At 65.7% G+C, this 23,099-nt stretch carries 29 protein-coding genes; all 29 read left to right on the top strand.

Features of this window, described 5'->3' with window-relative positions; translation table 11 throughout:
- The first annotated feature begins 365 nt into the window (after positions 1-365).
- The 29 genes from rpsL to C8E99_RS08190 all read left to right on the top strand — a co-directional run bounded on the left by rpsL (position 366) and on the right by C8E99_RS08190 (position 23,079).
- Positions 366-740, top strand: a complete 375-nt coding sequence (gene rpsL / locus C8E99_RS08325) for a 30S ribosomal protein S12 (RefSeq protein WP_091692838.1) — start codon at positions 366-368, stop codon at positions 738-740.
- Entirely contained in the window at positions 740-1,210 is a 471-nt protein-coding gene (rpsG, locus tag C8E99_RS08320) for a 30S ribosomal protein S7 (RefSeq protein WP_115931898.1), read from the top strand. The genes rpsL and rpsG overlap by 1 nt, the downstream gene beginning before the upstream one ends.
- A 119-nt stretch (positions 1,211-1,329) precedes the next feature.
- On the top strand, positions 1,330-3,444 hold the full coding sequence (fusA, locus tag C8E99_RS08315; protein ID WP_115931897.1) for an elongation factor G: 2,115 nt from the start codon (positions 1,330-1,332) through the stop codon (positions 3,442-3,444).
- Positions 3,445-3,732: 288 nt separating this feature from the next.
- The gene (tuf, locus tag C8E99_RS08310; protein ID WP_115931896.1) at positions 3,733-4,923 is read left to right on the top strand and encodes an elongation factor Tu; all 1,191 of its coding nucleotides are present in this window, start codon (positions 3,733-3,735) and stop codon (positions 4,921-4,923) included.
- Between the two features lie 608 nt (positions 4,924-5,531).
- Positions 5,532-9,578 (top strand): hypothetical protein, encoded by a 4,047-nt coding sequence (locus C8E99_RS16025; RefSeq protein ID WP_211309008.1) that lies wholly within the window; start codon positions 5,532-5,534, stop codon positions 9,576-9,578.
- Positions 9,579-9,587: 9 nt separating this feature from the next.
- Positions 9,588-9,713, top strand: coding sequence for a hypothetical protein (locus tag C8E99_RS16340; RefSeq protein ID WP_281269063.1), 126 nt, complete (start codon positions 9,588-9,590; stop codon positions 9,711-9,713).
- On the top strand, positions 9,710-10,273 hold the full coding sequence (locus C8E99_RS08300) for a DUF3817 domain-containing protein (RefSeq protein WP_245952186.1): 564 nt from the start codon (positions 9,710-9,712) through the stop codon (positions 10,271-10,273). The genes C8E99_RS16340 and C8E99_RS08300 overlap by 4 nt, the downstream gene beginning before the upstream one ends.
- A gap of 395 nt (positions 10,274-10,668) precedes the next feature.
- Entirely contained in the window at positions 10,669-10,977 is a 309-nt protein-coding gene (rpsJ, locus tag C8E99_RS08295) for a 30S ribosomal protein S10 (RefSeq protein WP_010145320.1), read from the top strand.
- Between the two features lie 20 nt (positions 10,978-10,997).
- Positions 10,998-11,648, top strand: coding sequence for a 50S ribosomal protein L3 (rplC, locus tag C8E99_RS08290; RefSeq protein ID WP_115931895.1), 651 nt, complete (start codon positions 10,998-11,000; stop codon positions 11,646-11,648).
- Between the two features lie 4 nt (positions 11,649-11,652).
- Positions 11,653-12,297 carry a 50S ribosomal protein L4 gene (rplD, locus tag C8E99_RS08285; protein WP_115931894.1) on the top strand — a complete coding sequence of 215 codons (645 nt, stop codon included), beginning with the start codon at positions 11,653-11,655 and terminating at the stop codon, positions 12,295-12,297.
- Positions 12,294-12,599, top strand: a complete 306-nt coding sequence (gene rplW / locus C8E99_RS08280; protein ID WP_115931893.1) for a 50S ribosomal protein L23 — start codon at positions 12,294-12,296, stop codon at positions 12,597-12,599. Before rplD ends, rplW begins: the two co-directional genes overlap by 4 nt.
- A gap of 36 nt (positions 12,600-12,635) precedes the next feature.
- Positions 12,636-13,475 (top strand): 50S ribosomal protein L2, encoded by an 840-nt coding sequence (gene rplB / locus C8E99_RS08275; RefSeq protein ID WP_115931892.1) that lies wholly within the window; start codon positions 12,636-12,638, stop codon positions 13,473-13,475.
- 12 nt (positions 13,476-13,487) lie between these two features.
- Positions 13,488-13,769: a 30S ribosomal protein S19 gene (gene rpsS / locus C8E99_RS08270; RefSeq protein ID WP_115931891.1), complete on the top strand. Its 282-nt coding sequence runs from the start codon at positions 13,488-13,490 to the stop codon at positions 13,767-13,769.
- 42 nt (positions 13,770-13,811) lie between these two features.
- Complete coding sequence (rplV, locus tag C8E99_RS08265) at positions 13,812-14,174, top strand: 50S ribosomal protein L22 (RefSeq protein ID WP_115931890.1); 363 nt, start codon at positions 13,812-13,814, stop codon at positions 14,172-14,174.
- Positions 14,175-14,177: 3 nt separating this feature from the next.
- Entirely contained in the window at positions 14,178-14,990 is an 813-nt protein-coding gene (rpsC, locus tag C8E99_RS08260; RefSeq protein WP_115931889.1) for a 30S ribosomal protein S3, read from the top strand.
- A complete protein-coding gene (gene rplP, locus C8E99_RS08255; RefSeq protein WP_115931888.1) occupies positions 14,990-15,406 on the top strand; it encodes a 50S ribosomal protein L16 in 417 nt (138 codons plus the stop codon). The genes rpsC and rplP overlap by 1 nt, the downstream gene beginning before the upstream one ends.
- 2 nt (positions 15,407-15,408) lie before the next feature.
- Positions 15,409-15,765, top strand: coding sequence for a 50S ribosomal protein L29 (rpmC, locus tag C8E99_RS08250; RefSeq protein WP_115933333.1), 357 nt, complete (start codon positions 15,409-15,411; stop codon positions 15,763-15,765).
- Entirely contained in the window at positions 15,762-16,055 is a 294-nt protein-coding gene (gene rpsQ, locus C8E99_RS08245; protein ID WP_115931887.1) for a 30S ribosomal protein S17, read from the top strand. The genes rpmC and rpsQ overlap by 4 nt, the downstream gene beginning before the upstream one ends.
- Positions 16,056-16,492: 437 nt before the next feature.
- A complete protein-coding gene (gene rplN / locus C8E99_RS08240) occupies positions 16,493-16,861 on the top strand; it encodes a 50S ribosomal protein L14 (RefSeq protein WP_115931886.1) in 369 nt (122 codons plus the stop codon).
- 3 nt (positions 16,862-16,864) lie between these two features.
- Complete coding sequence (gene rplX, locus C8E99_RS08235; RefSeq protein WP_115931885.1) at positions 16,865-17,206, top strand: 50S ribosomal protein L24; 342 nt, start codon at positions 16,865-16,867, stop codon at positions 17,204-17,206.
- A complete protein-coding gene (gene rplE, locus C8E99_RS08230; RefSeq protein ID WP_115931884.1) occupies positions 17,206-17,817 on the top strand; it encodes a 50S ribosomal protein L5 in 612 nt (203 codons plus the stop codon). Before rplX ends, rplE begins: the two co-directional genes overlap by 1 nt.
- A gap of 70 nt (positions 17,818-17,887) precedes the next feature.
- Positions 17,888-18,286 carry a 30S ribosomal protein S8 gene (gene rpsH, locus C8E99_RS08225; protein WP_115931883.1) on the top strand — a complete coding sequence of 133 codons (399 nt, stop codon included), beginning with the start codon at positions 17,888-17,890 and terminating at the stop codon, positions 18,284-18,286.
- Between the two features lie 30 nt (positions 18,287-18,316).
- Positions 18,317-18,850: a 50S ribosomal protein L6 gene (gene rplF / locus C8E99_RS08220; protein ID WP_115931882.1), complete on the top strand. Its 534-nt coding sequence runs from the start codon at positions 18,317-18,319 to the stop codon at positions 18,848-18,850.
- A complete protein-coding gene (rplR, locus tag C8E99_RS08215; protein ID WP_115931881.1) occupies positions 18,850-19,224 on the top strand; it encodes a 50S ribosomal protein L18 in 375 nt (124 codons plus the stop codon). The genes rplF and rplR overlap by 1 nt, the downstream gene beginning before the upstream one ends.
- Before the next feature lie 38 nt (positions 19,225-19,262).
- The gene (gene rpsE / locus C8E99_RS08210) at positions 19,263-20,030 is read left to right on the top strand and encodes a 30S ribosomal protein S5 (RefSeq protein ID WP_425452877.1); all 768 of its coding nucleotides are present in this window, start codon (positions 19,263-19,265) and stop codon (positions 20,028-20,030) included.
- Positions 20,023-20,250: a 50S ribosomal protein L30 gene (gene rpmD / locus C8E99_RS08205; RefSeq protein WP_115931879.1), complete on the top strand. Its 228-nt coding sequence runs from the start codon at positions 20,023-20,025 to the stop codon at positions 20,248-20,250. Before rpsE ends, rpmD begins: the two co-directional genes overlap by 8 nt.
- Positions 20,243-20,725 (top strand): 50S ribosomal protein L15, encoded by a 483-nt coding sequence (gene rplO, locus C8E99_RS08200; protein WP_115931878.1) that lies wholly within the window; start codon positions 20,243-20,245, stop codon positions 20,723-20,725. The genes rpmD and rplO overlap by 8 nt, the downstream gene beginning before the upstream one ends.
- Before the next feature lie 225 nt (positions 20,726-20,950).
- The gene (secY, locus tag C8E99_RS08195; RefSeq protein ID WP_115931877.1) at positions 20,951-22,258 is read left to right on the top strand and encodes a preprotein translocase subunit SecY; all 1,308 of its coding nucleotides are present in this window, start codon (positions 20,951-20,953) and stop codon (positions 22,256-22,258) included.
- A gap of 185 nt (positions 22,259-22,443) precedes the next feature.
- Positions 22,444-23,079, top strand: coding sequence for an adenylate kinase (locus tag C8E99_RS08190; protein ID WP_115931876.1), 636 nt, complete (start codon positions 22,444-22,446; stop codon positions 23,077-23,079).
- Positions 23,080-23,099 lie beyond the last annotated feature (20 nt).

Below are 23,099 nucleotides of genomic sequence, written 5' to 3'. Positions count from 1 at the left end.
GTCGACCCCACGCTTGGACTGCGCCTCTTCCCCTTCCCCTTCCCCTTACGCTCTTTCCCCTCTTTCCCCTCTTTCCCCTCTTTCCCCTGCCCGACCTCCGGTTTCACCGCCGCCCCCAGGGGGTGGTAGGCTGATCTCAATTGTTTTTGTGTGGCAATAGGGACACAGTCCGGGTTGCGGGGTTCTTGCGCAACGAATGCCACACTTTTGCACGCCTGCGGTCGTTCTCGCTGAACCCCTCGGGTGCGAAGAAACGACCATCAGCAGTCCAGGTTGACGCGGGCCCGTCCTGTGCGCCCGCCGGGCTGGAAGCAGGACAGCTGTGAGAGCAGCCAACCTGGAACCGAACAACGGAGAGACCAAGAGTGCCTACGATTCAGCAGCTGGTCCGCAAGGGCCGCTCACCGAAGGTCGTCAAGACCAAGGCTCCTGCACTGCAGGGGAACCCCATGCGCCGTGGCGTGTGCACCCGCGTGTACACCACCACCCCGAAGAAGCCGAACTCCGCACTGCGCAAGGTGGCCCGTGTCCGCCTCAACGGCGGCATCGAAGTCACCGCCTACATTCCGGGCGAGGGCCACAACCTGCAGGAGCACTCCATCGTGCTCGTGCGCGGCGGTCGTGTGAAGGACCTCCCGGGCGTCCGCTACAAGATCGTCCGCGGCGCCTTGGACACCCAGGGTGTCAAGGGTCGCGGCCAGGCCCGCAGCCGCTACGGCGCGAAGAAGGAGAAGAAGTAATGCCACGTAAGGGTCCTGCGCCGAAGCGCCCCCTCGTCGTCGACCCGGTCTACGGGTCCCCGCTGGTCACCCAGCTGATCAACAAGGTGCTGGTGGACGGCAAGAAGTCCACCGCCGAGCACATCGTCTACGGTGCCCTCGAGGGTACTCGTGACAAGGGCGGCGCCGATCCGGTGGCCACCCTCAAGAAGGCCATGGACAACGTCCGCCCGGCCCTCGAGGTCCGCTCCCGCCGCGTCGGCGGCGCCACCTACCAGGTGCCCGTCGAGGTCAAGCCGGGCCGTTCCACCGCGCTCGCCCTGCGCTGGCTCGTGGGCTACTCCAAGGCCCGTCGCGAGAAGACGATGACCGAGCGCCTCATGAACGAGATCCTCGACGCGTCGAACGGTCTCGGTGCCGCGGTCAAGCGCCGCGAGGACACCCACAAGATGGCCGAGTCCAACAAGGCTTTCGCCCACTACCGCTGGTGATTCTCGGGCGCCCGGAAACCGCTACAGCGGTTTCCGGGCGCCGTGCCGCCTGCACTCGCTGCCGGCACCGGCTACCGGCATCACTACAGGACCCACCCACCAAACCTTAGGGAGACACCGTGGCACAGGACGTGCTGACCGACCTCAAAAAGGTCCGCAACATCGGCATCATGGCGCATATCGATGCCGGCAAGACCACCACCACCGAGCGCATCCTCTTCTACACGGGCGTCAACCACAAGTTGGGCGAGACCCACGACGGCGCCTCCACCACGGACTGGATGGAGCAGGAGAAGGAACGCGGCATCACCATCACCTCCGCCGCGGTGACCTGCTTCTGGGACGACAACCAGATCAACATCATCGACACCCCGGGCCACGTCGACTTCACCGTCGAGGTGGAGCGTTCCCTGCGCGTGCTCGATGGCGCCGTAGCCGTGTTTGACGGCAAGGAAGGCGTGGAGCCGCAGTCCGAGACCGTGTGGCGCCAGGCTGACAAGTACAACGTGCCCCGCATCTGCTTCGTCAACAAGATGGACAAGCTGGGCGCCGACTTCTACTACACCGTCGACACCATCGTGTCCCGCCTCGGCGCCAAGCCGCTCGTGATGCAGCTGCCGATCGGTGCTGAGAACGACTTCGTCGGCGTGGTGGACCTGCTGTCCATGAAGGCGTTCGTCTGGGAGGGCGACTCCAAGGGCGACGTCACCATGGGTGCCGCCTACGAGACCCGCGAGATCCCGGCCGACCTCCAGGAGAAGGCCGAGCAGTACCGCGCCCAGCTCATCGAGGCCGTCGCCGACACCTCCGAAGAGCTCATGATGAAGTACCTCGAGGGTGAGGAGATCTCCAACGAGGAGATCCAGGCCGGCGTGCGCCACCTGACCATCAACGCCGAGGCGTACCCGGTCTTCTGTGGTTCCGCCTTCAAGAACCGTGGTGTGCAGCCGATGCTGGACGCCGTGGTCTCCTACCTGCCGAACCCCATGGACGCCGGGGCCATCACCGGCCTCGACGTGAAGGACGAGGAGAAGGAGCTGACCCGCGAGCCCTCGAAGGAGGGCCCGTTCTCGGCCCTGGCCTTCAAGATCGCGGCGCACCCGTTCTTCGGTCAGCTGACCTTCATCCGCGTGTACTCCGGACGCCTGAACCCCGGTGACCAGATCCTGAACTCCACCAAGGGGAAGAAGGAGCGCATCGGCAAGCTGTTCCAGATGCACGCGAACAAGGAGAACCCGGTCGAGGAGGTCGTGGCGGGTCACATCTACGCCGTGATCGGCCTCAAGGACACCACCACCGGTGACACCTTGTGCTCCATCAGCGATCCGATCATCCTCGAATCCATGTCCTTCCCGGAGCCCGTGATCTCCGTGGCCATCGAGCCGAAGACCAAGGGCGATCAGGAGAAGCTCTCCACCGCCATCCAGAAGCTCGTCGCCGAGGACCCCACGTTCACCGTGAACCTCGACGATGAGACCGGCCAGACCGTCATCGGCGGCATGGGCGAGTTGCACCTGGACGTCTTCGTGGACCGTATGCGCCGCGAGTTCAAGGTCGAGGCCAACGTGGGCAAGCCCCAGGTGGCCTACCGCGAGACCATCAAGAAGAAGGTCGACAAGGTCGACTACACGCACAAGAAGCAGACCGGTGGTTCCGGCCAGTTCGCCAAGGTGCAGATGGCCTTCGAACCGATGGACACCTCCGAGGGTGAGTTCTACGAGTTCGTCAACGCCGTCACCGGCGGTCGCATCCCGCGCGAGTACATCCCCTCCGTGGACGCCGGCATCCAGGACGCCATGCAGTTCGGCATCCTGGCCGGCTACCCGATGGTCGGTGTGAAGGCCACCCTTCTCGACGGCGCCTACCATGATGTGGACTCCTCGGAAATGGCGTTCAAGCTCGCCGGCTCCATGGTCTACAAGGAGGGCATGCGCCGGGCCAACCCGGTCATCCTCGAGCCGCTGATGGCCGTGGAGGTCCGCACCCCGGAGGAGTACATGGGCGATGTCATCGGCGACTTGAACTCCCGCCGTGGCCAGATCCAGTCCATGGAGGACGCGCAGGGTGTCAAGGTCGTCAAGGCCAACGTCCCGCTGTCCGAGATGTTCGGCTACATCGGCGACCTGCGGTCCAAGACCCAGGGCCGTGCCGTGTACTCGATGACGTTCGACTCCTACGCCGAGGTCCCCAAGGCCGTGGCCGACGAGATCATCCAGAAGAACAGCGGCGAATAGTCAGCTGTCACAGAACGTGTTCGGAAGGGTGGCGGAACCCCTGGTACTCCCAGGGGATCCGCCACCGGACCGGACAGGTGGCCCATCCGCACTCCGGAGGATGGAACCACCACAGGACGGAAGGTCGGTCCGCGGAAAAGGCGGTCCGAGTGGCCTGATCCAGGACCGATCCTGACGCAATCCGGAGAATTATCACCAGCAGACAGATCGAAGTAGACTTTCCCAAGTTGTCAGCACGCCACCCGCGTCTGAGAAGTCTCTTCAGATGAACAGTTCTAGGAGGAACCTGTGTCGAAGGCAAAGTTCGAGCGGTCGAAGCCGCACGTTAACGTCGGTACCATCGGCCACGTTGACCACGGTAAGACCACGCTGACCGCCGCTATCTCGAAGGTCCTGTACGACAAGTACCCGGACCTCAACGAGGCACGCGACTTCGCGACGATTGACTCGGCGCCGGAAGAGCGCCAGCGCGGCATTACCATCAACATCTCCCACGTGGAGTACCAGACCGAGAAGCGCCACTACGCCCACGTGGACGCCCCGGGCCACGCGGACTACATCAAGAACATGATCACCGGCGCTGCCCAGATGGACGGTGCCATCCTCGTGGTCGCCGCCACTGACGGCCCGATGGCCCAGACCCGTGAGCACGTCCTCCTGGCCCGCCAGGTTGGCGTTCCCGCTCTGCTGGTCGCCTTGAACAAGTCCGACATGGTCGAAGACGAGGAGCTCCTGGAGCTCGTCGAGATGGAGGTCCGCGAACTGCTGTCCTCCCAGGAGTTCGACGGCGACGACGCCCCCGTCATCCGCACCTCCGGCCTCAAGGCCCTCGAGGGCGATGAGAAGTGGGTCAAGTCCGTCGAGGAACTGATGGACGCCGTGGACAGCTTCATCCCGGATCCGGTCCGCGACAAGGACAAGCCGTTCCTGATGCCGATCGAGGACGTCTTCACCATCACCGGCCGCGGCACCGTCGTGACCGGCCGCGCCGAGCGTGGCACGCTGAAGATCAACTCCGAGGTCGAGATCGTGGGCATCCGCGACATGCAGAAGACCACGGTCACCGGCATCGAGATGTTCCACAAGCAGCTCGACGAGGCCTGGGCCGGCGAGAACTGTGGCCTGCTGCTTCGCGGTCTGAAGCGTGAGGACGTCGAGCGCGGCCAGGTTGTTGTGGCTCCGGGTTCCATCACCCCCCACACCAACTTCGAGGGCAACGTCTACATCCTGTCCAAGGACGAGGGCGGCCGTCACAACCCGTTCTACTCGAACTACCGCCCGCAGTTCTACTTCCGCACCACCGACGTCACCGGCGTCATCACGCTGCCGGAAGGCACCGAGATGGTCATGCCGGGCGACACCACCGAAATGTCGGTCGAGCTGATCCAGCCGATCGCCATGGAGGACGGCCTCGGCTTCGCCATCCGTGAGGGTGGCCGCACCGTGGGCTCCGGCCGCGTCACCAAGATCCTCAAGTGATCTAAGGCGTCAGCCAAGCATCAGTGAGAACCCCTTCGGCTTCGGCCGGAGGGGTTCTGGCGTTTAACGCTGCACGCCGTTTAACGCTGTACTCCATTGAGGCCCTCCCGGCTGTGGACAACCGGCTCCGACCTGCGGTGGCACCGTACGCTGTCGGTGTGGGGATCTTCATAGCGTTGGTATTCGGGCTGCTCGTCGGTGCGTCCGTGGCTCGGTTCGTGGTGCGTCGTGGGTCCACCACGGCACCCGGTGAGGTGGTCGGGACGTACTCGCGCGCGGACCTCGCCCGCGCGTGGCAGCAGGGGTACGACGCCGGCTCGGCCGCCTCAGCCGCCTCGGCTGCCCCCGCCGGCTATGGTGTCCTCATCCGATCTGATCTCCCCACCGGACCTGGTCTCCCTAGCGTATTTGGCTCCTCGGTTGACCCGTCGCCAGTTGAGCCTGCTCCGGTGGGACCGGCGGGTCCGGCGGCGCAGTGGCCTGCGCCCGCTCACGTCCCACCTTCCACGCACGTTCCTCCACGCTTCTTTCCGCCTTCGCCTCCCCCGCCTTCCTCGCCCGCGCCTTCGCCGCCCCCGCCTTCGCCCCTCACGGGATCATCGTCCCCGGTGCAGAGCCCCGAAGAGCAGGCCGCGGAGAAGGAGCGGCGAGATCGGCGCAACGTCAACATCACCCTGTACACCGCATGCCTCCTGCTGGTGGCCGCTGCCTCCCTGTTCATCGGGGCCGCGCTGCCGGTGACGGCCAGGGTCGCGGGACTGGCCGTCGTCGTGGGCCTGTTCTACGGCGCGGGACTGGTGGTGCACGCGACGGGCCGCACCCTACGACCGGCGGCCACCGCCTTCACCGGAACGGGGCTGGCGCTGGTGCCCGTGGCCGGGGTGGCCCTGGATGTGCTCGTCCTGCACGATCCGGCCCTCTCCTGGCTGCTCACCTCGGCGGTGGGGACTGCCATGATGGTGTTCGCGGCAGTGCGCCTCGACAGCCGGATCGTGGCCTATCTGACCGTGCCGTTCCTGCTCAGCACCGTCATGGCCTCCGGCGCCGCAGTCCAGCAGGGCCTGGTGTGGGCCTTCATCGCCTCGATCGGCCTGGCCGTCTTGATGGCGTGGATCTCTGTGGAAGGACCTGCCCGCAACCGCTGGTTGCCGGCCGCCTTCCGGACGGCCTTCGCGCAGACCCATCAATGGATCGTGCCCGGCATGGTGGTCCTGGGGCTGGTCGTCGGCGTCTGGATCGATCCGGTGCAGATGTTCCTGCTCCTCTTGTCGGCGTGCGCCTACTACGCCACCGTCGCGGTGATCGGGCCGGAGCGATACCGACTGGCGGCCACCTACGCCGTGCGGTGTGGAGTCCTGGTGGCACTCGTCCCGTGGGCGCTCATGCTGGGCTGGTCGGCGGATCTCATGCTGACCTCGATGGTCGTGTACCTCTGCGTGCAGATCCCGCTGGTGTGGCGCGGGGCCGGCGCCCAGGGCTACCTGCCGGTCGGGGCGGCGGCGATGGTGGACCACGCAGGCTGTTGGCTGGTGGCCGTCGCCCTGGCAGCCTCGTCCCAACTTGCCGCGCTGGCCGGAACGGTGCTCGGGACAGAGGGGCTGTTGCGGTTCACGCCGGGCATCGGGGTGGCCGCAGCCGTCGTGGTGGTCACCACGGCGGCGTTCTCGCTGTTGTTCCTCCACACGAACCGACTGGGCGAGGTGGGGGCACCGGGCACCGCGAACCTACTCTGGCAGGTAACGACGCCGGTGGCCCTGACACCGCTGCTGATCCACCCCCTGACTCGCACTGAGGGCAACGCCGGGGCCGGTGATGGCCGCGGCTGGAACCTCGAGATCATCCTCCTGGTGATCATGGCAGTCGAGGCAATCGCCCTGGTCCTGCTGCGGCGTCGAGGCCAGCCCCGCCGGATCGACGCCCGCCTCATTCCCCACGTCATCGCCGCCAGCGGTGTCGCCCTCGTATACCTGGCCGCCTCTCGCTGGGCGTACCCGGACGGAGGTACAGCGCTGACCCTGACAGCCCTCGCCGCGGTGCTCTGGGCCACGGTCACCGCCCTGCACCAGGGGCCGTTGACGGTGCGCGGTGATCTCACAACGGACGGCGAAGGGTGGGCAGCCACTGAGCGGCCAACCGGCAGCGAGGAACCAGCCGGCACAGCGGAGCCAGCTGGTGGGGCGGAGCCAGCTGGCAGAGAGAAGCCAGTCGGCACAGCGGAGTCAGCTGGCCGAGAGAAGCCAGTCGGCACAGCGGAGCCAGTCGACGCGACGTTGCCGGTGGTGGTCTGGTCAGGAGCCAGCCTGCTGGCCGTGCTCCTCCTGCTCACGCCGTCCCTGTCCCAAGGTGGTGTGCTGCTGGGCTGGTATGTCCTCGCAGGGATCACGGCAGCGGTCGCCCTACGGTGGCTGGGTACCGGCGCCCGGTGGAACGGGGCGTCAGGCCGGCGCGGCGACCACTCACAAGACCAGTCACACGACCACTCAACCGACCACTCACACGACCACTCACACGACCACTCACACGACGACTCACACGACGACTCACACGACGACTCACCCGACCACCCGCACGACGCGCTGGGGGACCGGCTACTCATCTGCCGCACCCTCGCGTTGATCGTGAGCGGCCTGACGCTGCTCACCGCGACCCTCAGGTTCGCCGACACGGCTGAGGCGGCTCGTACCTCCGTCATTACCTCCACTACCTCGGACTCCTCCACCGGAGTCTGGTCCTGGCACGTGGTGATCGGACTGGTACTCCTGACGTGGTGGTTGGTGACGGTCGCCGTTGTCACCCGGGGCCGGCTTCCGCAGGCCACCCGCACGGTGGTCCTGTTGGCCGGCCAGGCCTCGTCCGCCGTGCTGGTCTTCACGGTGGTGGACCGGCTCGGAGGCAACGAGTCCGCGGCCCGCGCCGCCGCCGTCGTGGCCCTGGTGATCGGTTTGGCCCTGCGCTCCCGTTTCGCGCGGCGGTTGCCGGGTTCGGACCAGAGCGGGGGATCGGCGGGGTTCCTCACGGCTCCGGCCATGTCCTGGTTGGTGACGGGCGCGGTGATCGTCCTGGGGTTCGTGGAGCTCGCAGCAGGGGAGGGCGACCGCGCCGCGCTCATGGTCATGGCGCTGGCCCTGATGGGGGCCGGGCTGGTGCTGAGGGTCTCCGCCGGCGGCCACTGGGCCGTGCTGGCGGGAGTGATAGGCCTCGTGGTGGTGGCCAGTGCTTGGTTCGACCTGACGGGAGGCTGGCTGCCGGCCGCCCTGTTCCCGACGTCGGCCGCCGCGGCCCTGATCCTGCTGCTCACCCTGTCCGTGGCCGCCTGGGAGATCGCGGTCTCGACGGGGCGGCTCGTGCCGAGAGCTGGCAGCGAACCGGGCTCTGTGTCCTCCGTGCCCTCCGTTCCCTCCTTGGCCTGGTTGCCCTGGCTATACGACCTCGCCCTCTTCCGTGCGGTGGCGGCCGCGACCGGGTGGGCCGTGGCCCTCGTGTTGGGCCTGACCGGCGAGGTGGACCGGGGTCCGCACTTCGGCGCACTGGGGATGACGATGGCCGTCGGTGCACTGGTGCTGTACGTCTTCGCCCGGGCGCGGGGGATGGTGGCGCTGCTGGCCGGGACGGTCATCGGCGTGCCCGTGTCCTGGTGGCTGCTCTCGCCCTGGTGGACGGAGCGGGGGTGGTGGTTCCCGGAGGAGGCGTGGACGGCCGTCCTCATCGGCGTCCTGTCGGCGGCGGGCCTGGGGCTGTGGGCGCTGGTGGATGCGCGCCAAAGTCAGAGGTCGTTGGTGACTGTGGAAGCCGTGAGGTCAACGGAGGTCTCGGTCGCTCTGGACTCGGGTATCCGTCAGCGGCCAGCGATCCTGTGGCAGGGCGGACTGGCTGTGATGCTCGTGCTGGCGCTGGGCACCGTGGTGGCACTGGAGCCGCGTGCTGGCTTGCCCGAGGACGCTGTGGTCTGGACCGCTTTGGCCGCGGTGGTGGCGGGGATCTGGCTGACCATCGATGCCTGGGGGAGGACGCTACTCTGGGCAGCGGCCTTGGCCGGGCAGACTCAGTGGGCCCTCTTCGGCCGGGACGCGGCGGTCCTGCTGACGTTCGCGGCCGTGTCGCGCGCGTGGGGGCAGACCGCACTCCCCGATGATCCGGGCCGCGCCGGCTGGTGGAATGTCCAGCTGCTGGTGCTCGTGTTGGTGGGGCTCGGATTCCGGCACGTGCTGCGTGACCGGTCTTTCCCGGGGCAGGAGACAGGTGGCCGCCGTCCCTTGGCCTACTTCGGTGCGGCGGCAGGCGTCTTCACGCTTGCGGCCCTCTATGTCCTGGCGAACGGCTCCGCTCAAATGCAGCTGACTGTGCTGGTTGGCTTCGCCCTGCTCGTGATGCTCGGCCTGACCCGGCGTGAACAGCTCCTCACGTGGTGGGGAGCGGCGGGGGTAGCGATGTCGGTGCTGTGGTACCTGCGCGGATATACCTACGTCTACCTCGCCTTCCTGGGGCTGGTTCTGATCGTGCTGGCCGTGCGGCAGCTGCGGCGTCACCAGGCCCGGCAGCCTGCCGGGGGCTCGGAACAGGTCAGGGCGTCTGCCGCGGGACCGGACCTGACTCCGGACCTGACTCCGGACGTGGACGTGGACCGAGACCAGGCCGAGGGCACCAGAGGCCGGTAGGCTGAACCCATGGAATTCCTCATTGCCCTGGTGATCATCGCCGCGGTGGTCTTCGCGATCGTTCGGTTGCGCAAGACCTTCGGCCGCGAGATCGACCGCGCGAAGCGCATCAAGCGATCGAACGACGACCAGTGAATCCGAACGCAGACTCCAGCACCGCCGGCGCGCAGGACATCTCACTCTCTAGCTCAGCTCAGGCCACGCCAGCGAGGAAGGGCACCATCCTGCCGGGTCCCAGGGCGCTCTACCGGGTCTTCGCGACGGCGGAGATGTTCACCTGGGCCCTCCTGATCCTGGCCATGGTGCTGAAGTACTCCGGCGCCACGGAGGTCCTGATGCCCGCCGCCGGGGGAGCGCACGGTTTCGTGTTCCTCTGCTACTGCGTCGTGACCGTGGGGGTGTGGATCAACCAGCGGTGGAGCGCCGGTCGCGGAGCCGCGGCCGTCCTGCTGGCGGCGGTGCCGTTCGCCACCCTGCCGTTCGAACGGTCTCTGGCCCGGCGCGGGGAACCGGATGCCACGTGGCGACTGGTGGATGGGCGCACCGGGGACCTCGGACCCCGGGGGTTCTGGGAATCGCTCGAGGCCTGGGTCCTGCGGAACGTGATCCTGGCCGCGGTCGTGACGGCCGGCGTCGTGGTGGTGGTGTTCTCGCTGCTCCTGGTGGCGGGCCCGCCGGGTGAGTGGTTCGACTGACGGAGTAGCCGACGGCCTTGCCGTCCAGCTGAATTAGCGCCTGGGGCACGGATCTGTCATACTGGATCAGTTGCTCAAGTGCTTGGGCGTGTGTGGAGTCGTGTCCGTGAGGTCCGGATTCCGCCGCTCGAGACCAAATCAACACACAATCCCCATCAGGATCTGGCGGTCCTGTGATCAGCTGTGTCTCTGGCATGTTCACGCATGTCTGCGGAGCAGATCGCGACACGCCCGACCGCGTGGGTCGAAGCCCCGGCAGGGCGAGGAACCCGGTTCTCCGGATTCGGTCTGCGCGGGTGGATATAGAAGCGCGGGGCCGGTTCGCCGAGCCCGTTGCACACAGGGACAGGTACGTGTAAAGCGTACGAAGCACAGGACGAAAGAGGCATGACGCCATGGCGGGACAGAAAATCCGCATCCGGCTGAAGTCGTATGACCACGAGGTCATCGATACTTCGGCTCGGAAGATCGTCGACACGGTCACGCGCGCAGGCGCAACGGTGGTGGGCCCCGTGCCGCTGCCGACTGAAAAGAACGTGTACGTCGTGATCCGCTCTCCCCACAAGTACAAGGACAGCCGCGAGCATTTCGAGATGCGCACGCACAAGCGGCTGATCGACATCATCGACCCGACGCCGAAGGCTGTCGACTCGCTCATGCGCCTCGACCTTCCGGCCGACGTCAACATCGAAATCAAGCTCTGAGAGGGAGGTGCTGAGAAACTATGACCATCACGCGAAACGTTAAGGGCCTGCTGGGCACGAAGCTCGGCATGACCCAGGTCTGGGATGCAGACAACAAGCTCATCCCCGTCACTGTCGTCCAAGCTGAACCCAACGTTGTGACCCAGCTGCGCAATGCGGAGGCCGACGGCTACGCCGCCGTCCAGATCGCCTACGGGCAGATCGACCCGCGCAAGGTCACCAAGCCGCTCGCCGGCCACTTCGAGAAGGCCGGGGTCACCCCGCGCCGTCACGTGGTCGAGCTGCGCACCGGTGACACCGCCGAGTACACCCTCGGCCAGGACGTCACCGTCGAGGTCTTCGAGGCCGGCCAGAAGGTCGACGTCGTCGGTACCACCAAGGGCAAGGGCTTTGCCGGTGTCATGAAGCGTCACGGCTTCTCCGGCGTCGGCGCCTCCCACGGTGCCCACAAGAACCACCGCAAGCCCGGTTCCGTCGGTGGCGCGTCCACCCCGGGCCGTGTCTTCAAGGGCCAGCGCCTTCCGGGCCGCATGGGCGCCGTCCGCCAGACCACCCAGAACCTCACCCTCCACGGCATCGACGTGGAGAAGAACCTGCTGCTGATCAAGGGTGCCGTCCCGGGTCCCCGCGGCCGGGTCGTCCTGGTTCGCACTGCAGTGAAGGGAGCATGAGCAGATGGCTACCAACGCAACTAACGCAGAAGCCAAGACCGTCAAGGTCGACCTGCCCGCCGAGATCTTCGATGTCCAGGCCAACGTGCCGCTGATGCACCAGGTCGTGGTGGCCCAGCTGGCCGCCGCTCGCCAGGGCACCCACAAGGTCAAGCGTCGGGGCGAGGTTTCCGGCGCCGGCCGCAAGCCGTTCAAGCAGAAGGGCACCGGCCGGGCCCGTCAGGGCTCGATCCGCGCCCCGCAGATGGTGGGTGGCGGTGTGGTCCACGGCCCCGAGCCGCGTGACTACTCGCAGCGCACCCCCAAGAAGATGAAGGCCGCCGCCCTGCGTGGCGCCCTCTCTGACCGCGCTCGCAACGGCCGCATCCACGTGATCGAGGAACTGGTCTCCACCGGTGCCCCGACCACCAAGGGTGCCAAGGCTGCCCTGTCCTCGCTGACCACCGGACGCAAGAACGTCCTGCTGGTCATCGAGCGTGCTGACGACACTGCGGCGCTGAGTGCCCGCAACCTGCAGTCGGTGCACACCCTGTACTTCGATCAGCTGAACACGTACGACGTGCTGGTCAGCGATGACGTGGTCTTCACCCAGGCTGCCTACGAGGCGTTTGTGGCCAAGGCCAGCGCACAGAAGGAGGATGCCAAGTGAGCGGCTCCATCAACAAGAATCCCCGCGACGTGGTCATTGCCCCGGTCGTGTCGGAAAAGAGCTACGGCCTGATCGACGAGGGTAAGTACACCTTCCTGGTCGACCCGCGCTCCAACAAGACCGAGATCAAGCAGGCGGTTGAGGCCATCTTCTCCGTCAAGGTTGACTCGATCAACACCCTGAATCGTGCCGGCAAGCGTAAGCGCACCAAGTTCGGTTGGGGCTCCCGCAAGAGCACCAAGCGTGCGGTCGTGACGCTCAAAGAGGGCACGATTGACATCTTCGGAGGTCCGCTCGCCTGAGGCGTAGCGGAGACCACTTAATCGAGGAACTGACACATGGCTATCCGTAAATACAAGCCGACCACCCCGGGCCTTCGCGGCTCGTCCGTGGCCGACTTCGCAGAAATCACCCGGACCACCCCGGAGAAGTCGCTGCTTCGCCCGCTCACCAAGAGCGGCGGACGCAACAACTCCGGCAAGATCACCACCCGCCACAAGGGCGGCGGCCACAAACGCCAGTACCGCGTCATCGACTTCCGTCGTCATGACAAGGACGGCGTGCCGGCGAAGGTCGCTCACATCGAGTACGACCCGAACCGCACCGCCCGCATCGCCCTGCTCCACTACGTGGACGGCACCAAGCGCTACATCCTGGCCCCGGCCAAGCTGAACCAGGGTGACACCATCGAGGCTGGCGCCACCGCGGATATCAAGCCCGGCAACAACCTGCCGCTGCGCAACATCCCGCTCGGCACCGTCATCCACGCGGTGGAACTGCGTCCGGGCGGCGGCGCCAAGCTGGCCCGCTCGGCCGGTTCGTCCATCCAGCTGGTCGCCCGTGAAGGCAAGTACGCCCAGTTGCGTCTGCCCTCCGGCGAGATCCGCAATGTGGACGTGCGCTGCCGCGCCAGCATCGGCGAGGTCGGCAACGCCGAGCAGTCGAACATCAACTGGGGCAAGGCCGGCCGCATGCGGTGGAAGGGCGTTCGCCCGACCGTCCGCGGTGTGGTCATGAACCCCGTCGACCACCCGCACGGCGGTGGCGAGGGCAAGACCTCCGGTGGTCGTCACCCGGTCAACCCCAATGGCAAGCCAGAGGGCCGCACCCGCCGCCCGAACAAGGAAAGCGACAAGCTCATCGTGCGCCGTCGCCGTACCGGCAAGAACAAGCGATAGGAGCCTGGAGACATGCCACGTAGCCTGAAGAAGGGCCCCTTCGTTGATCAGCACCTCTACCTCAAGGTGGACGCTGAGAACGAAAAGGGCACCAAGAACGTCATCAAGACCTGGTCCCGCCGGTCCATGATCATCCCCGACATGCTCGGGCACACGATCGCGGTGCACGACGGACGCAAGCACATCCCGGTGTTCATCACCGAGTCGATGGTCGGGCACAAGCTCGGCGAGTTTGCACTCACGCGGACTTTCCGCGGTCACGTGAAAGACGACCGGAAGGGCAAGCGCCGCTGACGCGGGGCTTGACCGTCCGAGACACTCGAAAGAAGGAAAGCAATGGAAGCCAAGGCAATTGCGCGCCACCTGCGTGTAACGCCGATGAAGGCCCGGCGCGTCGTCAACCTTGTCCGTGGCAAGCAGGCGAACGAAGCACTGGCCATTCTGCAGTTTGCCCAGCAGGGCGCTTCGGAGCCGGTGTACAAGCTGGTCGCCTCCGCGGTGGCCAACGCCCGGGTCAAGGCCGACCGCGAGGGCTTGGCGTTCAATGAGGACGCCCTGTTCATCACCGAGGCCTTCGTCGACGAAGGACCGACCATGAAGCGTTTCCAGCCGCGTGCCCAGGGCCGCGCCGGACGCATCAACAAGCGCACCAGCCACGTCACCGTGGTCGTTGCGACCGAGGAAGAGGAGGGGAAGTAACCCATGGGTCAGAAGATCAACCCGAACGGTTTCCGCCTCGGCATCACCACCGACCACGTCTCGCACTGGTTCGCTGACTCCAGCAAGGAAGGCCAGCGGTACAAGGACTTCCTGAAGGAAGACATCAAGATCCGCGAGCTGATGACCATCGGCATGGAGCGCGCCGGCATCTCGAAGGTGGAGATCGAGCGGACCCGTGACCGTGTGCGTGTGGACATCCACACCGCTCGTCCCGGCATCGTCATCGGTCGCCGCGGCGCCGAGGCCGATCGCATCCGCACCGAGCTCGAGAAGCTCACCGGCAAGCAGATCCAGCTGAACATCCTCGAGGTCAAGAACCCCGAGGTGGACGCCCAGCTGGTCGCCCAGGGTGTGGCCGAGCAGCTCGCTTCGCGCGTGGCATTCCGCCGTGCGATGAAGAAGGCCATCCAGTCCGCCACGCGTGCAGGTGCCAAGGGCATCCGCATCCAGTGTGCCGGCCGTCTGGGCGGCGCCGAGATGTCGCGCTCGGAGTTCTACCGCGAAGGCCGTGTGCCCCTGCACACCCTGCGCGCGAACATCGATTTCGGCAAGTTCGAAGCCAAGACCACCTTCGGCCGCATCGGCGTGAAGGTCTGGATCTACAAGGGCGACCTGACGGCCAAGGAACTGGCCGCCAAGGAAGCTGCTGCACCGTCCGGCCGTGGGGCCCGCGGCGGCGACCGTCGTGGACCCGGTGGTCCCGGTGGTGGCGATCGCCGCCGCCGCAACGACCGCGCTCCGCGTCAGGACTCGGCAGCCGGCAGCTCTGCGCCCGCTGAAGGAGGCAACGCCTGATGTTGATTCCGCGTCGAGTCAAGCACCGCAAGCAGCACCACCCGAAGCGCTCGGGCATGGCCAAGGGTGGCACCGCCGTCACGTTCGGCGAGTGGGGCATCCAGGCCCTGACCCCGGCCTACGTGACCAACCGTCAGATCGAGTCCGCTCGTATCGCCATGACGCGCTACATCAAGCGCGGCGGCACCGTGTGGATCAACATCTACCCGGACCGCCCGCTCACCAAGAAGCCGGCCGAAACCCGCATGGGTTCCGGTAAGGGTTCGCCCGAGTGGTGGGTCGCCAACATCAAGCCGGGTCGCGTGCTCTTCGAGCTCTCCGGCGTCAGCGAGGACGTGGCCCGCGAGGCGCTGCGACTGGCTATGCACAAGCTGCCGTTGAAGGCACGTATCGTCCGCCGAGAGGGTGGTGAGTGATCATGGCTACCGGTTCGAAGGAACTGAACGTCGAGGCCCTGGACGGCCTGGACAACGCCCGTTTGGCCGAGGAGCTCAAGCGCTCCAAGGAGGAACTGTTCAACCTGCGTTTCCAGTCGGCCACCGGCCAGCTGGACAACCACGGCCGTCTGAAGACCGTCAAGCGCGACATCGCCCGGATCTACACGATCCTGCGTGAGCGCGAGCTGGGCATCCGCGAGGATGTCGAGGCTCCGGCCGAGGACGTCGCGGACGCCAAGGCTGACAAGACTTCCAAGAAGTCCGCCAAGAAGAGCACCCAGGCAACCAAGGCCACTCCGGCCGAGGAGACCGAGAAGACCGAGGAGGAGGCCAAGTGACCGAGAACGCGAATGCATCTGCAGCCAACGAGGCCTCGGAGCGTGGCTACCGCAAGTCGCTCCGCGGCATCGTCGTGTCCGACAAGATGGACAAGACGATCGTCGTGCAGGTCGAGGACCTGAAGAAGCACGCCCTGTACGGCAAGGTCCTGCGTACCTCCAAGAAGCTGAAGGTCCACGACGAGGAGAACACCGCCGGCGTCGGCGACCGTGTCATCCTCGCCGAGACCCGTCCGTACTCCGCCACCAAGCGGTGGCGTCTGGTTGAGGTCACCGAGCGCGCCAAGTAAGCGCGAGGTCACCACAACCTCAGGACCAGCCCAGCCCGACGCCGGCCGGCACCGCACGTTCGCGGTGACGGCCGGCGTCGTGCGTGGTGGTGTTGTGGTGTGAGTCCTGGGGGAGTGCACTGATTACCACAGCAGGTCAATTCGCCCGCTGGGTCCCCGGTGGGCTACGATGGACCATCTGTGCGCCCTTGTTGGCGGGACTATCCACCCCGCGCGCCAAGGGTTTCGCAAAACTTCTCGATCAGCCGCCTCGGCCTTGCCCTGCGGATGGACGGTTGTTGCAGCGCTGGTGCCCGTCTGACAGGGGTACCGGAAGGCTCTGCAGCCGGCCCATACGCCACTGGGGCAGGGGTAAGTGGCCCGGGAACATCAAAATATCCGTTCCGCAAGGCTCGCCCGGCTTCGGGGGAGAACCAGCGCGACGACAGGAGTATCAAGTGATTCAGCAGGAATCGCGGCTTAAGATCGCCGACAACACTGGTGCCAAGGAAATCTTGACCATCCGTGTTCTCGGTGGATCCGGACGCCGCTACGCAGGTATCGGCGACACCATCGTCGCCACCGTGAAGGACGCCATCCCCGGCGGCAACGTCAAGAAGGGCGACGTCGTCAAGGCAGTCATCGTTCGGACCAAGAAGGAACGCCGTCGTCCCGATGGCTCCTACATCAAGTTCGACGAGAACGCCGCCGTCATCCTCAAGACCGATGGCGAGCCCCGAGGCACGCGCATCTTCGGCCCCGTGGGCCGCGAGCTGCGTGACAAGAAGTTCATGAAGATCGTGTCGCTGGCACCGGAGGTGATCTGACACATGTCGAAGATCAAGAAGGACGACCTCGTCCAGATCATCGCCGGCAAGGACAAGGGCAAGCAGGGCAAGGTCCTGCGCGTCTTCCCGTCCCGTGACCGCGTGCTGGTGGAAGGCGTCAATCGCGTCACCAAGCACCTGCGTGCCGGCCAGAACAACAACGGTTCCACCGAAGGCGGCCTGCAGGTCGTCGAGGCGCCCGTTCACGTCTCGAACGTGGCCGTCGTGGATCCCGAGACCCAGAAGCCGACCCGTGTGGGTTACCGCTTCGAGACCGTGGAGAAGAACGGCGAGTCCAAGACCGTCAAGGTCCGCTTCGCCAAGGCCTCCGGAAAGGAGCTGTGATGACTGAGGTGCAGACTGCAGACACCACCGCCCCGAAGGTGGCCCCGCGCCTGAAGAACAAGTACCGCGAAGAGATCCGCGGCACCCTTCAGGAGGAGTTCGCCTACTCCAACCTCATGCAGATCCCCGGCCTCGTGAAGGTCGTCGTCAACATGGGTGTCGGCGAGGCAGCCAAGGACTCGAAGATCATCGACGGCGCCATCCGAGACCTGACCCAGATCACGGGCCAGAAGCCCCAGGTGACCAAGGCCCGCAAGTCCATCGCGCAGTTCAAGCTGCGTGAGGGCATGCCGATCGGCACCCACGCGACCCTGCGTGGCGACCGCATGTGGGAGTTCCTGGACCGCCTGGTCACCTTTGCGCTGCCGCGCATCCGTGACTTCCGCGGCCTGTCGCCGAAGCAGTTCGACGGCAACGGCAACTACACGTTCGGTCTGGCCGAACAGTCGGTCTTCCACGAGATCGACCAGGACAAGATCGACCGCGTGCGCGGCATGGACATCACTGTGGTGACCACCGCCAAGACGGACGACGAGGGACGCGCGCTGCTCAAGGCGCTCGGTTTCCCGTTCCAGCCGTTCGACAAGCCCACGAAGTCCACTCAGAAGTAATTATCTACGTTGCAGGTCCCACCGGTCTACCGGGAAGGGAAACCGCAACGAGGAAGGGCATGAAGCCCACATGACCATGACAGATCCTGTCGCAGACATGCTGACGCGTCTGCGCAACGCCAACTCGGCCTTCCACGACTCCGTGGAAATGCCGTCGTCCAAGCTGAAGATTCGCGTGGCCGACATTCTCAAGTCCGAGGGCTACATCGCTGACTACAAGGAAGAGGACGCCCAGGTGGGCAAGAGGCTCGTCATCGAGCTGAAGTTCGGTCCTCAGCGCGAGCGGGCCATTGCCGGCCTGCGCCGCATCTCCAAGCCCGGTCTGCGCGTGTACGCCAAGTCCACCAACCTGCCGCACGTGTTGGGCGGCCTGGGTATCGCCATCCTGTCCACCTCCTCCGGTCTGCTCACCGACCGCCAGGCAGCCAAGAAGGGCGTAGGTGGGGAAATCCTCGCTTACGTCTGGTAACGGCTAAGACGGAAGAAAGGTAGAACAGACATGTCACGTATTGGACGTCTTCCGATTACCGTGCCGTCCGGCGTCGAGATCAAGATCGACGGATCGAACGTTGCCGTGAAGGGCCCCAAAGGCGAGCTGAGCCACGCTGTGGCCAGCCCGATCGAGATCGCGTTCGAGGAGGGCACCATCACGGTGACCCGCCCGAACGACGAGCGCGAATCGCGTTCCCTGCACGGCCTGACCCGCACTCTCATCTCGAACATGATCGTCGGTGTCACCGATGGTTACGAGAAGCAGCTCGAGGTCATCGGCACCGGTTACCGCGTGCTCGCCAAGGGCTCGGACCTCGAGTTCGCCCTCGGCTACTCGCACCCCGTTCCCGTCAAGGCCCCGGAGGGAATCTCCTTCAAGGTCGAGGGCAACAAGGTGACCGTGGTCGGCATCGACAAGCAGCGCGTCGGCGAGACCGCTGCGAACATCCGTAAGCTCCGCCGTCCTGACCCGTACAAGGGCAAGGGTGTGCGTTACGCAGGCGAGGTTATTCGCCGCAAGGCCGGAAAGGCAGGTAAGTAATGTCCACGCTGAAAGTGAAGGGCAAGGGGAAGTTCGTCTCCCGCACCCGCCGCCACTTGCGCGTTCGCAAGCGGATCTCCGGCACTGCCATCCGTCCCCGTCTGGTGGTGAACCGCTCCGCACGTCACATCTTCGTGCAGGTCGTGGACGACACCCGCGGTGTCACCCTGGCCTCGGCCTCCACCATGGAAGCCGACCTGCGCGCCCTCGAGGGCGACAAGTCCGCCAAGGCGAAGAAGGTCGGCGAGCTGGTGGCCGAGCGTTCCAAGGCCGCCGGCATTGAGGCCGTGGTCTTCGACCGCGGCGGCAACAAGTACCACGGTCGTGTGGCCGCCGTCGCTGACGGTGCCCGGGAAGGTGGGCTGCAGCTGTGAGCGAGTCGAACACCGAGAGCAACAAGAAGGACACTCAGGTGACCGAAAACACCGAGAACACTGCCGTTGGCGGCGCGTCTGAGACCGCTGCCGGTTCGGCCAGCCAGTCCACTGAAGGCCAGGGCAACCGTGGCGGCCGTGGCGGCAACGCCGGCGGCCGCGGCAACGACCGTGGCGGCAACGCCGGCGGTAACGACCGGGGTGGCCGTGGCGGACGCCGCGACGACCGTGGTGGCCGTGGCGGTCGCGACGACGACAAGGACAAGTTCCTCGAGCGCGTCGTGGCCATCAACCGCGTGTCCAAGGTCGTCAAGGGTGGTCGTCGGTTCTCCTTCACCGCCCTGGTGATCGTGGGCGACGGCGACGGCCTGGTGGGCGTCGGCTACGGCAAGGCCAAGGAAGTTCCGGCAGCCATCCAGAAGGGCGTGGAAGAGGCCAAGAAGTCCTTCTTCCGCGTTCCGCGCGTCGGCTCCACCATCCCGCACCTCGTGCAGGGTGAGGACGCCGCCGGTGTGGTGCTCCTGCGTCCGGCTTCCCCGGGTACCGGCGTGATCGCCGGTGGTCCGGTCCGCGCCGTGCTGGAGTGCGCAGGTATTCACGACGTGCTGTCGAAGTCGATGGGGTCCGCCAACGTGATCAACATCGTGCGCGGCACCGTGGATGCCCTCAAGCAGCTGGAGGAGCCCCAGTCCGTGGCTGCCCGTCGTGGCAAGACCCTGGACGAGGTCGCTCCTCACGCGATGCTCCGCACCATGGAGCAGGATCGCGCGAAGAAGAGCGAGAAGGCAGGTGCCGCCAATGGCTAATTTCAGCACGCGTAAGAACGTCGCCGTGAGCGATGCCACGCTGGAAATCACCCAGATCAAGTCCGCCATCGGCGGTAAGCAGAACCAGCGCGACACCCTGCGGTCCCTCGGCCTCAAGCGGATCGGCCACACGGTCAACCGCAAGGCTGATGAGGTCACCGTGGGCATGGTCAACACCGTGCCGCACCTGGTGAAGGTTGAGGAGGTCAACAATGGCTGATGAACGCTCAGTTGACAGCACAGTCGAAGGCCCGAACGCGATCAAGGTCCACGACCTGCGTCCGGCCCCCGGCTCCAAGAAGGCCAAGACCCGCGTGGGTCGCGGCGAGGCGTCCAAGGGCAAGACCGCTGGTCGCGGTACCAAGGGCACCAAGGCGCGCTACCAGGTGAAGGCCGGCTTCGAAGGCGGCCAGGTGCCGCTGCAGATGCGTCTGCCGAAGCTGCGTGGCTTCAAGAACCCGTTCAAGGTCGAGTTCCAGGTCGTGAACCTGGACAAGCTGTCGGAGCACTTCCCGGCCGGCGGCGACGTGACCGTGGACGATCTGATCGCCAAGGGCCTGGTCCGCAAGAACCAGCCGGTGAAGGTCCTCGGGACCGGCGAGATCACCGTGGCGGTGAACGTGAAGGCCAACGCCTTCTCGTCCTCCGCGGCGGAGAAGATCTCCGCAGCCGGTGGGTCCACCGAGACCCTCTGAACTGGTTTAGTCCGGTTCTGCGGGGGTTCAGCGTAGCCTCCCGTTAATCGAAAGTTGGCCCCCGGGCCGCCGTCCATGTGCATTTTGCGTGGATAGCGGCACGGGGGCCTTCTTCTTTCCGTTAGACTCGGTCAGTGGTTCCGGCAACGGTTCTGCCGAAGGCAACCCTTCGCCAGTGCTTCTTTCCGCGTCCAACCACAGCACCATCCACCTCCAGGAGGACGCTTGTTCAGCGCGATTGCCCGGGTTTTCCGGACGCCCGACCTGAGGCGAAAGATCTGGTTCACCCTAGGGATCGTCGTCATCTACCGGATCGGGGCCTTCGTCCCTGCCCCCGGTGTTGACTACGGGACCGTGCAGGTCTGCCTGGACCAGGGCAACACCACGGGCGGCCTGTACTCGTTCGTGAACATGTTCTCCGGCGGCGCGATGCTGCAGGTCTCCGTCTTCGCCCTCGGCATCATGCCCTACATCACGGCGGCCATCATCGTGCAGTTGCTGCGAGTGGTCATTCCCCGCTTCGAGGAGCTGCAGAAGGAAGGCGCCCAGGGCCAGTCCAAGCTGACCCAGTACACGCGCTACCTCACCGTGGCCCTGGCACTGCTGAACGCCACCACAATCGTCTCGCTGGCACGCACCGGCGCGCTGCTCGGCTGCAACCTGCCGATCGTGCCGGATGACAGCCTCCCGGTGCTCCTGCTGATGATCGCCACCCTGACCTCGGGCACCGTCCTGATCATGTGGCTGGGCGAGCTCATTACCGAACGCGGCGTCGGCAACGGCATGTCCCTGCTGATCTTCCTGTCCATCGCCGCAGGCTTCCCGGCCGGCTTGGGACAGATCTGGTCCACGCAGGGCTGGCGCGTGTTCGGCATCGTGATGATCGTCGGCCTGCTGACCATCATGGCCGTGGTGTTCGTGGAGGAGTCCCAGCGCCGCGTTCCGGTGCAGTACGCCAAGCGCCAGATCGGCCGCCGTACCGTGGGCGGGACGTCCACGTACATCCCGATCAAGGTGAACATGGCCGGCGTGATCCCCGTGATCTTCGCGTCCTCGATCATGATGCTCCCGGGCATCCTCATCCAGTTCAACACCCCGCAGGACGGCACCACGCCGCCGCAATGGGTCATCTTCCTCTCCGAGTACTTCGGCACCGGCTCGCACCCGGTCTACATGATCCTGTTCTTCCTGTTGACGATCGGCTTCACGTACTTCTACGTGACGATCACGTTCAATCCGGTCGAGATCAGCGACAACATGAAGAAATACGGCGGTTTCATCCCCGGTGTCCGTGCTGGCCGTCCGACCGAGAAGTACCTCGAGTACGTCATCAGCAGGATCACCTTCCCGGGTGCGATGTACCTTGGTGTCCTGGCGATGATCCCGATGATCGCCTTCGTGCTGATCAACGCCGACCAGAACTTCCCGTTCGGCGGCATCTCGATCCTCATCATGGTTGGCGTTGCGCTGCAGACCATCAAGCAGATCAATGCGCAGATGGAGCAGCACAACTACGAGGGCCTGCTGCGGTAGCGGTCCTCGACTCCCGGGGGGGGGTGCGCCCGGGCCCAGCGTTGGGTCCGGACCGTGCCACGCTGTGGTCACTCCATAGTCCTAACCTCATAGTCATAACGCCATAGTCGTCACCCCATAGTCGTTACCCCCAGACGTACTCCTGAAAACCGAATATTCACGCTGATCGACAGTAAGGAATACCTATGACCCGCATGCTGATGATGGGCCCTCCCGGGTCCGGCAAGGGCACCCAGGCTTCCCGTATTGCGGACAAGCTCGGCATCGTGGCCATTTCCACGGGCGACATCTTCCGGTACAACGTCAAGGAAATGACGGAGCTCGGTAAGGAAGCCAAGAAGTACATGGACAATGGCGACTTCGTCCCGGACGAGGTCACCAACCGCATGGTCGCCGACCGTATCCGCCAGTCCGACGCCGAGCACGGCTTCCTGCTGGACGGCTACCCGCGTACTGCCGGTCAGGTGGAGGCCCTCGACGGCTTCCTGACGGAAGATGGGCAGGCCCTGACGGTCGTCATCGAGCTGACGGTTCCGGACGAAGAGCTCGTGGCACGACTGCTGAACCGTGCCGAGACCGATGGGCGCGCTGACGACACCGCTGAGGTCATCCAGCACCGCCTGGACCTCTACCACGAGCAGACCCAGGCCGTGATCGAGTCCTATGTGTCCCGCGGCATCGTGGCCCGCGTGGACGGCACCGGCCAGATCGACGACATCACCGAGCGCCTGCTCCAGGCCGTGTACTCCGTCCGTGAGCGCACCGGCAACCTTCCCGTGGTCCAGCCGATCGGCCAGGGCGACGGCGAGAACCCAGAGTAATCCAGGGCTCGGGTAGTTCA

This window comes from Citricoccus muralis, assembly GCF_003386075.1.
In the GTDB taxonomy this organism is placed as follows: Bacteria; Actinomycetota; Actinomycetes; order Actinomycetales; family Micrococcaceae; genus Citricoccus; species Citricoccus muralis.
Note: the sequence above shows the minus strand (reverse complement) of the source record. Positions and strands in the feature narration are given on the sequence as shown.

What these genes read in the sequence shown, in the direction of transcription:
- rplB (WP_115931892.1), top strand. Translation starts at nt 12,636, where the DNA reads ATGGCTATCCGTAAATACAAGCCGACCACCCCGGGCCTTCGCGGCTCG.
- rplE (WP_115931884.1), top strand. Translation starts at nt 17,206, where the DNA reads ATGACTGAGGTGCAGACTGCAGACACCACCGCCCCGAAGGTGGCCCCG.
- rpsC (WP_115931889.1), top strand. Translation starts at nt 14,178, where the DNA reads ATGGGTCAGAAGATCAACCCGAACGGTTTCCGCCTCGGCATCACCACC.
- rpsG (WP_115931898.1), top strand. Translation starts at nt 740, where the DNA reads ATGCCACGTAAGGGTCCTGCGCCGAAGCGCCCCCTCGTCGTCGACCCG.
- C8E99_RS08190 (WP_115931876.1), top strand. Translation starts at nt 22,444, where the DNA reads ATGACCCGCATGCTGATGATGGGCCCTCCCGGGTCCGGCAAGGGCACC.
- rpsJ (WP_010145320.1), top strand. Translation starts at nt 10,669, where the DNA reads ATGGCGGGACAGAAAATCCGCATCCGGCTGAAGTCGTATGACCACGAG.
- rplD (WP_115931894.1), top strand. Translation starts at nt 11,653, where the DNA reads ATGGCTACCAACGCAACTAACGCAGAAGCCAAGACCGTCAAGGTCGAC.
- rpsH (WP_115931883.1), top strand. Translation starts at nt 17,888, where the DNA reads ATGACCATGACAGATCCTGTCGCAGACATGCTGACGCGTCTGCGCAAC.
- rplR (WP_115931881.1), top strand. Translation starts at nt 18,850, where the DNA reads ATGTCCACGCTGAAAGTGAAGGGCAAGGGGAAGTTCGTCTCCCGCACC.
- rpsS (WP_115931891.1), top strand. Translation starts at nt 13,488, where the DNA reads ATGCCACGTAGCCTGAAGAAGGGCCCCTTCGTTGATCAGCACCTCTAC.
- C8E99_RS16340 (WP_281269063.1), top strand. Translation starts at nt 9,588, where the DNA reads ATGGAATTCCTCATTGCCCTGGTGATCATCGCCGCGGTGGTCTTCGCG.
- rplP (WP_115931888.1), top strand. Translation starts at nt 14,990, where the DNA reads ATGTTGATTCCGCGTCGAGTCAAGCACCGCAAGCAGCACCACCCGAAG.
- rpmC (WP_115933333.1), top strand. Translation starts at nt 15,409, where the DNA reads ATGGCTACCGGTTCGAAGGAACTGAACGTCGAGGCCCTGGACGGCCTG.
- rpmD (WP_115931879.1), top strand. Translation starts at nt 20,023, where the DNA reads ATGGCTAATTTCAGCACGCGTAAGAACGTCGCCGTGAGCGATGCCACG.
- rplF (WP_115931882.1), top strand. Translation starts at nt 18,317, where the DNA reads ATGTCACGTATTGGACGTCTTCCGATTACCGTGCCGTCCGGCGTCGAG.
- rplO (WP_115931878.1), top strand. Translation starts at nt 20,243, where the DNA reads ATGGCTGATGAACGCTCAGTTGACAGCACAGTCGAAGGCCCGAACGCG.
- rplX (WP_115931885.1), top strand. Translation starts at nt 16,865, where the DNA reads ATGTCGAAGATCAAGAAGGACGACCTCGTCCAGATCATCGCCGGCAAG.
- rplV (WP_115931890.1), top strand. Translation starts at nt 13,812, where the DNA reads ATGGAAGCCAAGGCAATTGCGCGCCACCTGCGTGTAACGCCGATGAAG.
- rplC (WP_115931895.1), top strand. Translation starts at nt 10,998, where the DNA reads ATGACCATCACGCGAAACGTTAAGGGCCTGCTGGGCACGAAGCTCGGC.